The sequence below is a fragment of the Telluria sp. LT1R51-2 genome, assembly GCF_059685775.1.
In genome coordinates this window covers 1,656,974-1,668,543 of sequence record NZ_JCASIM010000001.1, presented here as the reverse complement: position 1 = coordinate 1,668,543, position 11,570 = coordinate 1,656,974, and the positions used below count along the sequence as shown (strand labels likewise).

Genomic DNA, 11,570 nt, shown 5'->3' with positions numbered 1-11,570 from the left:
CATGGCAAACCCTCTCTACACCGTCGCGCAGCTGCGCACCATCGAACACGCGGCCAGCAGCACGCTGGCGCCGGGTACCCTGATGACCCGCGCCGGCAAGGCCGCCGCCGACTATGCGCTCGAGCTGCTGGGCGAATCGGGCGGCGACCTGCGTGGCGCGGCAGTGCTGGTGCTGGCCGGCCCCGGCAACAATGGCGGCGATGCACTCGAGGTAGCGGCCAACCTGGCCGAAGCGGGCGTCAACGCGACCGTCCTGCACTTGCCGGGCGACGGCAACGACGACGCCTCGAGCGAAACCGCCGCGGCCTACGAGCGCGCGCGTTCCGGCACCGTGGGCTGGCTCGACATGCTGCCGCCGGATGGCCAGTGGGCGCTTGCCGTCGACGGCTTGTTCGGGATCGGCCTGACCCGCGCGCTCAGCGGCGAGTACCGCGACGTGGTCGCGGGCCTCGACAGCCTGCGCTGCCCGGTCCTGGCACTCGACGTGCCGAGTGGTCTGGATGCCGACACGGGCGCCGTCATCGGCCCGGACGGTATCGCGGTGCGCGCCACCCACACGATCACGTTCATCGCCGACAAGCCGGGCCTGCATACGGCCGACGGGCGCGATCACGCAGGTGCGGTACGCATGGACACGCTCGGCGTGGATGCTGCAGCCACGCCCACGACGGCAGCCATGAACGGGTTGCCGGCCTTCGCGCACTGCTTCACGGCGCGCCGCCAGAACTCGCACAAGGGCAGCTTTGGCGACGTCGCCGTGATCGGTGGCGCGCATGGCATGGCCGGTGCACCAGTGCTGGCCGCGCGCGGCGCGCTGTATGCGGGCGCGGGCCGCGTGTATGTCGCGGCACTGAACACGCCGCCCGGCTACGACAGCAGCCAGCCCGAAATCATGTTCCGCGCGGCCGACGACCTGGATCTGTTTGGCCGTACGCTGGTGCTCGGGCCGGGCATGGGCGACTCGGTCGACGCGATCCGGCTGGTGGCCAAGGCGCTCGACAGCGACTGCCCGCTGGTGCTCGACGCCGATGCGCTGAACCTGGTCGGCGCCAGTCCCGACCTGCAGGCGCGCCTGGCGCAGCGGAGCGCCCCAAGCGTGCTCACGCCGCATCCGCTGGAAGCGGCGCGCATGCTCGGCATGACAGTGTCGGTGGTGCAGGCTGACCGCCTGGCCAGCGCGCGCGAACTCGCGCAGCGCATGGATGCGGTCGTGATTCTCAAGGGCTCGGGCACTGTGATCGCCGCGCCGGATGGCGCGGCGCTGATCAACCCTACCGGCAACGCAGGGTTGGCCACGGCGGGCAGTGGCGACGTACTGGCGGGGATCTGCGGCGCCCTGCTCGCGCAGGGCTGGCCGGGTAAAGAAGCAGCAGCGGCGGCGGCCTGGTTGCATGGCGCCGCGGCCGACGCGCTGGTCGAAGATGGCGTGGGGCCGATCGGCATGACCGCCGGCGAGCTGCCGGCGGCGGTGCGCAAGGTACTGAACGCGCAGGTGCGCGCTGCAGCCCAGGCAGCTGATTAATCAGCCGACGAGGCGGCCGGCGGCGATCGTGATCGTCCGGCCGCAACGCGCCGCCATGCCCGGGTCGTGCGTGACCAGCACCAGCGTCGAGCCGCGTTCGCGATTGAGTTCGAACATCAGCCCGATGATCGATTCGCCGGTGGCAGCATCGAGGCTGCCGGTGGGCTCGTCGGCAAACAGCAGCGGCGGCTGCGTGACAAAAGCACGCGCCAGCGCAACACGCTGCTGCTCGCCGCCCGACAGGAACTTGGGATAGTGCTTCAGGCGGCTGCCCAGGCCAACGCGGCCCAGCATGTCAGCCGCCTTCTCGCGTGCACCGGATTCGCCCCGCAATTCAAGTGGCAGCATCACGTTTTCCAGCGCGTTCAGGTGCGTGAGCAGCTGGAACGACTGGAACACGAAACCCAGCTTGGCCTTGCGAAACGCCGCGCGGCCGTCTTCATCGAGTGCAAAGATATCGGTGCCATCCAGGCGCACGGTGCCGGACGATGGCGTGTCCAGGCCTGCCAGCAGGCCAAGCAGCGTCGACTTGCCCGAGCCGGAAGCGCCGACGAGCGCGAGCGTCTCTGCCGGTTGCACGGTAAAATCAATCTCTTGCAGGATGGTCAGCTCGCCGCTGGCGTCTGCGACCTTCTTCGACAAGCCGCTGACTTCAATTGCGGGCGGCCGGCCTGTCATTACATCGACGTCAGTGACGTCATTTTTGAATGCCTCGGGATGATCACGCATGCTTGCTTTTCTTAAGAACGCAGTTCTCGGTAAATTAATTGTCGGCGCTGCACTGGGGTTGAGTCTGTCCCTGGCAGCGACGGCGAACGCTTATTCTGCACCAAAAACCGTCCTCGTGGTGGGCGACAGCCTGTCGGCCGAATACGGCATTGCCCGTGGCGCCGGCTGGGTGGCACTGCTCGAACAAAAAATGAAGAGCGAAAAAATCGACGCGAAGGTCGTCAACGCCAGCATCAGCGGCGAGACTACCAGCGGCGGCAAGGCGCGCCTGCCCGCGCTGCTGGGCCAGCACAAGCCGGACCTGGTCGTGATCGAACTGGGCGCCAACGACGGCCTGCGCGGCCTGCCCGTGCCGTCGGCCGAAGCGAACCTGCGCGCGATGATCGCCGCAGCGCAGGCGCAGAAAGCACGCGTGCTGCTGGTGGGCATGCGCATGCCGCCGAATTACGGGCGCGCCTACACCGAGCGCTTCTTCGGCATGTTCAAGACCGTGGCGACATCGACGAAGTCGCCGCTGGTGCCGTTCATGCTCGAGGGCGTGGCCGACAAGCCGGCCCTGTTCCAGCAAGACCGCCTGCATCCGACCGCGCAGGCGCATCCGATCATCCTGAACAATATCTGGCCGACGTTCGAGAAAATGGTGAAGCAGCCATGAAGTACCCGGAAGTCGCAGGGTTCGACGCCCTGCTCCCGCGCCTCGGTGAATTCGACGCGATCATCGACGTGCGCAGCGAAGCCGAATTCGCACTCGACCATATTCCCGGCGCGATCAACTGCCCGGTGCTGAACAACGACGAACGCATTCTGGTCGGCACGCTGTACAAGCAGACCAGCGCATTCGACGCCAAGAAGGCCGGCGCGCCGATCATCGCGCGCAATATCGCGCACCACATCGACACGCTGTTTCACGACAAGCCGCGCGACTGGCGCCCGCTCGTGTATTGCTGGCGCGGCGGCAACCGCAGCGGCGCGATGGCGCTGATCATGGCGCGTATCGGCTGGCCGGTGGCGCAGCTCGAAGGCGGCTACAAGAATTATCGCGCCTGGGTCAGCGCTGCGCTGGCCGAGCCACCTGCCGTCGATTTCCGCGTCGTCTGCGGCCCCACCGGCAGCGGCAAGAGCCGCCTGCTCGAAACGCTCGACGGCATCGGCGCGCAGGTGCTCGACCTGGAGCAGCTTGCCGCCCACCGCGGCTCGGTGCTGGGCCACTTGCCGAACGAACCACAGCCAAGCCAGAAGATGTTCGAGACGCTGGTGCTGACCAGGCTGCGCAGCTTCGACCTGACCCGCCCCGTGTTCGTCGAGGCCGAAAGCAAGAAGGTCGGCAACCTGCGCGTGCCCGACGCGGTGATGACGCGCATGCGCGCCGCGCCCTGCATCGACCTGCAACTGGCGCGCCCTGCGCGCGTGCGCCTGCTGATGGAAGACTACCGGCACTTCTGCGCCGATCCGTCGGTGCTGGCCGATCAGCTGACGCACCTGACGCTGGTACATGGCCGCGCCAAGATCGCTGACTGGCAGGCGATGGCGCAAGGCGGCGCGCTGCCGGCGCTGGTCGACGAGCTGCTGGTGCAGCACTACGACCCGGCCTATATGCGCTCGATCGACCGCAACTTCGTGCAGTATCCGCAGGCGCAGGTGGTGGAACTGGCCGATATCGGCACCAGCGATTTTCTGGCAGCGGCGCGGCGTCTGCACGACGCGCCAGCCTGAGGCTACGACGCGATGCGGCGGGCGTCGTCGATCGCGACATCCTGCCAGAGCGCGTCGTCGTCGGCGTGCTGCGCCGCCCACACGCGGTAGTCGCCGGGCTCGATGACGAAGCCCGGCGCGTCACCCCCCACCCGGTAGCGTGCAAGGATGCGCGGCTCGAGGTCGATCTCGACGCTGGCGCGTTCTCCGGCCGCCAGCACCGTCTTGGTGAACCCGGCCAGGCGCTTGACGAAGCCGTCAGCGACGGGTTTGGCAACATAGATCTGCACCACGAAGGCACCCGTACGCGTGCCGGTATTGGCCACCTCAACGCTCGCGGTGTAACGCCCATCGACGCCCACGCGTAGACCGCTCAGTGCAAACGTCGTGTACGACAAGCCGAACCCGAACGGGAACAGTGGCTCGTGGCCTTCGCGTGCAAACCAGCGGTAGCCAACATCCGACCCGTCGATATCGTAGTCGAGCGGGATGATGCCACCCTTGCGCGGCGTGGCGGGGTTTGACGTCGTCGTCTCCGGATCGATCTGCGCGGGGCGCGGCAACTGCGCCTCGCTGGCCGGGAACGTCACAGGCAACCGGCCCGAAGGATTGACGCGCCCGAACAGCACACCCGCCACGGCCGGCCCGCCGCCCGATCCCGGGTACCAGGCGGCCAGGATCGCGGCCACGCTGTCACGCCACGGCATCGTGACGGGGCCACCCGACTGGATGACGACGATCGTCGTCGGGTTGACACCGGCGATGGCCTCGATCAGCGCATCCTGGTCGTCGGGCAGCGCGAGGCCCACGGCGTCGAGCCCTTCCGAGCGCCACTCCTGTGCGAACACGATCACCGCATCGGCCTTGCGCGCTTCGTCCAGTACCTGCTGGCGATCCGCGCCGTCGACGAACACGACGTCGCGTGCGGCGCTTTCTTCTTTGATCGCGGTAACGAGCGACGACGGCTGGACGACCTTGGCCACGTCCATCCCCATGATGCTGGTGCCAGGCAGTTGCAGGCTGCCGATGGGCGTCACGGCCGATGAGCCGCCGCCACACAGCACGCCGTGCTCTGCATGCTCGCCGACGATCAGCAACTTGGTGAGTCGTTGCGGCAGTGGCAGCGTGGCGTTCCGGTTCGTGAGCAGCACGATGCCTTCCTCGGCCTGGCGCTGCGCGATCAGCTTGTGTTCGCTGAAGTCGATCGGCTGGGTGCGCTCGTTGGCCGGCGCCCCGTCCAACGAGCCAACGCTGATCAGGCTTGTCAGGATGCGCGCCACCATATCGTCGATGCGCGCCTGCGGCACCTGACCGTCGCGCACCGCATCGCGCAGCGCCTGACCGAAATAATGTGCGTCGTCGAGATTGGCGCCCGATTGCACGTCCAGCCCTGCGAGTGCCGCCTTGACGGTCGAATGCGTGGCGCCCCAGTCGGACATGACCCAGCCGGGGTAACCCCATTCGTCCTTGAGCACCTGCTGCAGCAGGAAGGCGTTTTCGGACGCGTAATGGCCATTGACGAGGTTATAGCCGGGCATGACGGCGCCCGGCTTGCCGATCTCGAGCGCGATCTGGAACGCCAGCAGGTCGGATTCGCGCAGCGCGGCTTCGGCCAGGTTCGCGCTGACCATCACGCGCCCCGTTTCCTGGCCGTTGGAGACGAAATGCTTGACGGTCGAGACCACGCCCTGCGCCTGGATCCCGGCGACCGAGTGGCCGGCCAGCACGCCGGTGAGCAGCGGATCCTCGCTGATGTATTCGAAATTGCGCCCGCCGCGCGGTTCGCGGATCAGATTCGCGCCACCTGCGAGCTGTATATTGAACCCCTTGGCCCGGGCTTCGCGTCCGACCAGCACGCCGCTGTCGTGTGCGAGCTGGCGGTTGAAGGTCGCGCCCAGCAGCAGCGAGCTGGGCAATCCAGTTGCATGGTCGCCCGGGCGCACGCCGCCGATATTGCTGATCCCGAGACTGGCATCGGCCTGCTGCATCGCGGGGATGCCCAGGTGCGGGATGCCGGGATAGAACGCGGCCGAGCCGATGGCGCCCTGCGCTTTAAGCTCGTCCGTCAGAGGAATGGCCATCGGGCCGGACAGCCAGGCAAACTTTTCGTCCTCGGTCATGCGCGCGACCAGGTCCCGGGCGCGCTGACGGCTGGTGGTGATGGTGGTCATTGCAACGGTCCCTTCATGATTGGCAGTAGCTGATACGGTCAGTGTTCCAGATGCCATCTCGCAGGTCGGTTAAGCACATCGCAAAAAAGCCCGGCTGCTTGCGCGGCCGGGCTTTTTTCAATCAGGAGCGAACAAGCGACAGCTTACTGCGCGTCGGTATTCGTACCCAGTTGCGACGGGGTGGCCGTTACCTTGGCCTTGGCCTTCACCTTCAACGCTTCGACATAGTCGACCATCTGCTGCTGGCCCACCAGGCTGCCGATCTGGTCGGCTTCCTGCTTGCGGCGCGCTGCATCAGGCTGCGCCGGCTGCGAGACCTTGCCGATGCGGTAGACCGCGTAACCCTGGCCCGGCACATCGACACCGACATACGCCGGCAGCTTGGTCGCATCAGCCTTGAGCACCGCAATGGCACCGGGCTGGTTGATCGTCGGCTTCATGGTGCGCGAGACCGTCACAGGAGCGCCGAAACCGGTCGCATCGCCTGCCGCCTTGGCCGCAGCCAGCTTGGCTTCACCGGCCTGGCGTGCCAGGCGCACAGCTTCTTCGATCGTTACGCGCTGACGAATCTGCGCCTCGACCTCGGCCAGCGGACGCTTGGCCGCCGGACGCAGTTCAACGACGCGACCTGCCACCAGCACGCTAGGCGCGACTTCCACCGCTTCCGTGTTGCGCTTGTTTTTCAGCGCATCGTTGCCGAACAGCGCAGTCAGGAACTTGGCGTTGTTGAACGGTGCATCGCCCAGCGCCGGATTCGGCGTACGGGTCAGGTTGTCGACGGTCTGGATCTGCAGCTTGAGCTTGTCAGCTACCGGCTTCAGGCTGTCCGACTGGTCATACGCGGTCTCGGTGAATACGCCAGCGAGTTCGGTGTACTTGGCAGCCATCTTCTGTTTCTTGAGGTCGCCTGCAATCTGATCACGCGCCGTGTCCAGCGACTTTTGCGTCGCCGGCTTGACCGAATTGAGCTTGATGATGTGCCAGCCGAATTCCGACTGCACCAGGCCGCTCGTCTCGCCCTCTTTCAACGCGTAGATCGCATCTTCGACCGACTTCACGAACAGGCCCTTCTCGACCACGCCCAGATCACCACCAGCCTGGGCCGAGCCCGGGTCTTGCGAATTGGCTTTGGCAATGGCGGCGAAATTGGCCGGGGCCGCGCGCACTTGCGCCAGCACGGCTTCCGCTTTCGTCTTGGCCGCAGCCTGATCGGCTGGCTTGGCGTCCTTTGCCACCGTGATCAGGATGTGGCTGGCACTACGCTGCTCGGGCGTCGTGTAGTTCTTGAGGTTCTTGTTATAGAAGTCGCTGATTTCGGCATCCGACACCTGCACCTGGTTTTCGACGGTGGCAGCGTTGAAGACAACGTATTCGGCCTTGACCTGCTCGGGAATCTGGAACAGCGTCGCGTTCTTGTCGTAGTAGGCCTTGACCATCGCGTCGGTAACCTTGACCTGCGGCAGGTAGGTCGCAATGGGGAACACGATCTCCTGCACTTCACGTTCCTGATCGTTGATGTTCGACAGGCGCGTTGCGACGCTGCGCGGTGCAAATGCGGTGGCCTGGATCGAACCGGTCAGTTGCTGCACGGTGAGGTCGCGGCGCAGACGCTGGTCGAACATCGCCGGCGTCATCCCTTGCGCTGCCAGAGCGGCCTTGTAGCCTTCCATGTCGAAACCACCGTCCGGCTGGCGGAACTGCTGGATCTCCATGATGGTCTTTTGCAGCGTTGCATCGCTGACGTTCATGTGCGAGCGGGCGATCTCGGTGCTGATGGCGCGTTCGCCGACCAGATTGTTGAGAATCGTTTTCTTCGCTTCAGCAGTCTCGAACATCTTCTGATCGAACTGGGCGCCCATCATCTGGCGAGCCTGGTCGATCTGGCGACGCTGCGCATCCTCCCATTCCTGCCGCGAGATCTTTTCACCGCCAACGGTGGCGACGTGGGTGCCGGCATCGTTACTCTGGTAACTCTCCAAACCGACAAACACGAACGATGGGACGATCAAAAGAAGCAGGATCCCGTACATCCAACGCTTGTTGTTCCGAATAAATTCAAACATGGTCAGCCATTCAAGGTTGAGAATGCAATAACAGCACAAGTTAAAAAAAAAGGCGAACTCGCGTTCGCCTCTTTTCATCATGAGGCGGCTCAGCGAGCCACCCCTATTTTACGCAATTCTGGCGGAGCGGACGGGACTCGAACCCGCGACCCCCGGCGTGACAGGCCGGTATTCTAACCAACTGAACTACCGCTCCAGACATGGTGTCTGTGCGTTTTTTGTGGCGGAGCGGACGGGACTCGAACCCGCGACCCCCGGCGTGACAGGCCGGTATTCTAACCAACTGAACTACCGCTCCAGCAAAAAACACACCAACAAACATCAGGGACTAAACAACAACCCCTGTTGCTTTCCTTCGCTTGTCACCGCGAAGAAGGCATTAGTTTACAGCATCTTTCAGCGCTTTACCAGCCTTAAATTTCGGGACGCGTGCGGCCTTGATTTTGATGGGCTCCTTGGTGCGCGGATCGCGGCCCGTGCGCGCTGCGCGCTCGCCAACCGTGAACGTGCCAAAGCCGACCAGCGTCACGCTGTCGTTCTTTTTCAGGGTCTCGGTCACGGCGTCGATCACGGCGTCGAGGGCACGCGCTGCCGATGCCTTGGTAATGTCCGCGGACTTCGCGATTTCTTCGATCAGTTCTGTCTTGTTCACTCGTTCCCTCGTTTCCCGTTCGTGACGCACGCGCGCCGCTGCTGCAAAAGTGCAGGCCGTATTAAACAAGGGCAACATGGCGCTGTCAAGCGAGGGCGCGTCAACGCAGGTTCATCTGTGGCATATGGTATATGGCGCGCCAACACGACGCCGCAAAAAAAACAGGCGCCACACGGGCGCCTGTTTCATGAAGCTGCAAGCAGCTCGGTACTATTTAATGCTTGACCACTTCGGGCTTGGCTTCCACCGGCGCTGGCGCGACGGCCACCGCAGGATCTTCGACCAATGGCTGCGGCTGGCGTTCCAGTGCAATCTCCAGCACCTTCTCGATCCAGCGCACCGGCACGATCTCGAGCTTGTTCTTGACGTTGTCCGGAATCTCGGCCAGGTCCTTCACGTTCTGCTCGGGGATCAACACCGTCTTGATGCCACCGCGATGGGCTGCCAGCAGCTTCTCTTTCAACCCGCCGATCGGCAGCACTTCACCGCGCAGCGTGATCTCGCCCGTCATCGCCACATCGGCGCGCACCGGGATGCCGGTGAAGGCCGAGACCAGCGCCGTCGTCATGCCGATACCAGCCGACGGACCATCCTTCGGCGTCGCGCCTTCCGGCACGTGGATGTGGATGTCGGCCTTCTCGAACGCCTCGTTCTTGATACCGAGACGTGCGGCGCGGCTGCGCACCACGGTGCGGGCAGCTTCGATCGATTCCTTCATCACGTCGCCCAGCGTACCGGTGCGGATGATGGCGCCTTTACCTGGCACATTGACGGCTTCGATCGTCAGCAGATCGCCACCGACTTCGGTCCAGGCCAGACCGACCACCTGGCCGACCTGGTTGTCTTTCTCGGCGACGCCAAAGTCATAGCGGCGCACGCCCAGGAACTTGTCCAGGTTTTTGCCGTTGACGATCACGCGCTTGTCGACGCCCGTACCCGGCTTTTTCAGCAGCAGCATCTTGACGACCTTGCGGCAGATCTTCGACACTTCGCGCTCGAGCGAACGTACGCCGGCCTCACGGGTGTAGTAACGGATGATGTCGCGGATCGCGGTCTCTTCGACCTTGATTTCCTCTTCCTTCAAGCCGTTGTTCTTCAGCTGCTTCGGCAACAGGTAGCGCAGCGCGATGCTGGTCTTTTCGTCTTCGGTGTAACCCGACAGACGGATGACTTCCATGCGGTCCAGTAGCGCCGGCGGAATGTTGTACGAGTTCGAGGTCGCCACGAACATCACATCCGACAGGTCGAAGTCCACTTCGAGATAGTGGTCCGAGAACGTGTGGTTCTGTTCGGGGTCCAGCACCTCGAGCAGGGCCGACGACGGATCGCCACGGAAATCGGCGCCCATCTTGTCGATCTCGTCCAGCAAGAACAGCGGGTTGCGCACGCCGACTTTCGCCAGCGATTGCAGCACCTTGCCTGGCATCGAACCGATGTACGTGCGGCGGTGACCGCGGATCTCGGCTTCGTCACGCACGCCGCCCAGGGCCATGCGCACGAACTTGCGGTTCGTCGCGCGGGCGATGGACTGGCCGAGCGACGTCTTGCCGACGCCCGGAGGACCGACGAAGCACAGGATCGGCGCTTTGAGCTTCTCGACGCGCTGTTGTACTGCGAGGTATTCCAGGATGCGTTCCTTGATCTTATCCAGGCCGTAGTGGTCCTGCTCGAGCACGGCTTCGGCATTGGCCAGATCGATCGCGACCTTCGACTTCTTGCGCCATGGCAGCGAGACCAGCGTATCGATGTAATTGCGCACGACGGTGGCTTCGGCCGACATCGGCGACATCATCTTGAGCTTGCGAATTTCAGCCTGGGCTTTTTCCATGGCTTCTTTCGGCATCTTGGCGGCGACGACTTTCTTTTCGAGTTCCTCGATGTCGGCACCTTCTTCGCCCTCGCCCAGCTCTTTCTGGATCGCCTTAACCTGCTCGTTCAGGTAGTACTCGCGCTGCGACTTTTCCATCTGGCGCTTCACGCGGCCACGGATGCGCTTTTCGACTTGCAGGATATCCAGCTCGCCTTCCAGCTGACCGAGCAGATGCTCGAGGCGCTTGGCGACGTTGAAGATTTCCAGGATCACTTGCTTTTGCTCGAGCTTGAGCGGCAGGTGCGCAGCGACGGTGTCAGCTAGGCGGCCTGCATCATCGATGCCGGCGAGCGACGCCAGGATTTCTGGCGGAATCTTTTTATTGAGTTTGACGTACTGGTCGAACTGCTGAACGATCGCGCGGCGCATCGCCTCGACTTCGGAGTCGTCGCCGACTTCCGATTCGACTGGCGTCAGTTGCGCCGTGAAGTGCGTGGCGCCGTCATTGATCGTGTCGATGCGTGCGCGCTGCGAACCCTCGACCAAGACCTTGACGGTGCCGTCGGGCAGTTTCAGCATCTGCAGAATATTGGCGACGCAGCCGATCTCGTAGATGTCTGCAGCCGATGGTTCGTCCTTGGCGGCGGCCTTCTGGGCGGCCAGCATGATGCTCTTGCCCTGCTCCATCGCGGCTTCCAGAGCCTTGATCGATTTAGGGCGGCCAACGAACAGAGGTATCACCATATGCGGGAACACAACCACATCGCGCAACGGCAGAAGTGGCAGCGTCGTTTGCTCGGTTAATTTCGAAGTTGTCATGGCATACCTTATAAAAAGCGTGTTCTGAACTTGGGCACTGGACAGCCAAAACACAAGACCGTCCGCCAAAAATATATTCTGTAAGTAAAAGAAAATCGACTTGTCAGAGCAT

Annotated in this window: 8 protein-coding genes and 2 tRNA genes; 3 read left to right on the top strand and 7 right to left on the bottom strand. The window is 63.8% G+C overall.

What is annotated here, in order from left to right; all coding sequences use genetic code 11:
• Position 1: 1 nt before the first annotated feature.
• Positions 2-1,522: an NAD(P)H-hydrate dehydratase gene (locus tag AC56LH_RS07450; protein ID WP_499645289.1), complete on the top strand. Its 1,521-nt coding sequence runs from the start codon at positions 2-4 to the stop codon at positions 1,520-1,522.
• On the opposite strand, the gene AC56LH_RS07445 is transcribed toward AC56LH_RS07450, so the two are convergent.
• Entirely contained in the window at positions 1,523-2,200 is a 678-nt protein-coding gene (locus AC56LH_RS07445; RefSeq protein ID WP_499581990.1) for an ABC transporter ATP-binding protein, read from the bottom strand.
• A 49-nt stretch (positions 2,201-2,249) separates the two neighbouring features.
• On the opposite strand from AC56LH_RS07445, the gene AC56LH_RS07440 reads away from it, so the two are divergent.
• Both AC56LH_RS07440 and mnmH read left to right on the top strand, forming a co-directional pair.
• Positions 2,250-2,906 (top strand): arylesterase, encoded by a 657-nt coding sequence (locus tag AC56LH_RS07440; RefSeq protein ID WP_499578082.1) that lies wholly within the window; start codon positions 2,250-2,252, stop codon positions 2,904-2,906.
• Positions 2,903-3,964: a tRNA 2-selenouridine(34) synthase MnmH gene (gene mnmH / locus AC56LH_RS07435; protein WP_499645287.1), complete on the top strand. Its 1,062-nt coding sequence runs from the start codon at positions 2,903-2,905 to the stop codon at positions 3,962-3,964. The genes AC56LH_RS07440 and mnmH overlap by 4 nt, the downstream gene beginning before the upstream one ends.
• 2 nt (positions 3,965-3,966) lie before the next feature.
• Here the strand turns inward: mnmH and AC56LH_RS07430 are convergent, their stop codons facing one another.
• The 6 genes from AC56LH_RS07430 to lon all read right to left on the bottom strand — a co-directional run bounded on the left by AC56LH_RS07430 (position 3,967) and on the right by lon (position 11,458).
• Positions 3,967-6,114 carry a beta-glucosidase gene (locus AC56LH_RS07430; protein ID WP_499645285.1) on the bottom strand — a complete coding sequence of 716 codons (2,148 nt, stop codon included), beginning with the start codon at positions 6,112-6,114 and terminating at the stop codon, positions 3,967-3,969.
• Between the two features lie 143 nt (positions 6,115-6,257).
• A complete protein-coding gene (locus tag AC56LH_RS07425; RefSeq protein WP_499645283.1) occupies positions 6,258-8,177 on the bottom strand; it encodes a SurA N-terminal domain-containing protein in 1,920 nt (639 codons plus the stop codon).
• Positions 8,178-8,296: 119 nt separating this feature from the next.
• Positions 8,297-8,373 (bottom strand) — tRNA-Asp (locus AC56LH_RS07420).
• 25 nt (positions 8,374-8,398) lie between these two features.
• A tRNA-Asp gene (locus AC56LH_RS07415) sits at positions 8,399-8,475 on the bottom strand.
• A gap of 81 nt (positions 8,476-8,556) precedes the next feature.
• Positions 8,557-8,829 (bottom strand): HU family DNA-binding protein, encoded by a 273-nt coding sequence (locus tag AC56LH_RS07410; RefSeq protein ID WP_332532657.1) that lies wholly within the window; start codon positions 8,827-8,829, stop codon positions 8,557-8,559.
• Between the two features lie 214 nt (positions 8,830-9,043).
• Complete coding sequence (gene lon, locus AC56LH_RS07405) at positions 9,044-11,458, bottom strand: endopeptidase La (protein WP_499645281.1); 2,415 nt, start codon at positions 11,456-11,458, stop codon at positions 9,044-9,046.
• Positions 11,459-11,570 lie beyond the last annotated feature (112 nt).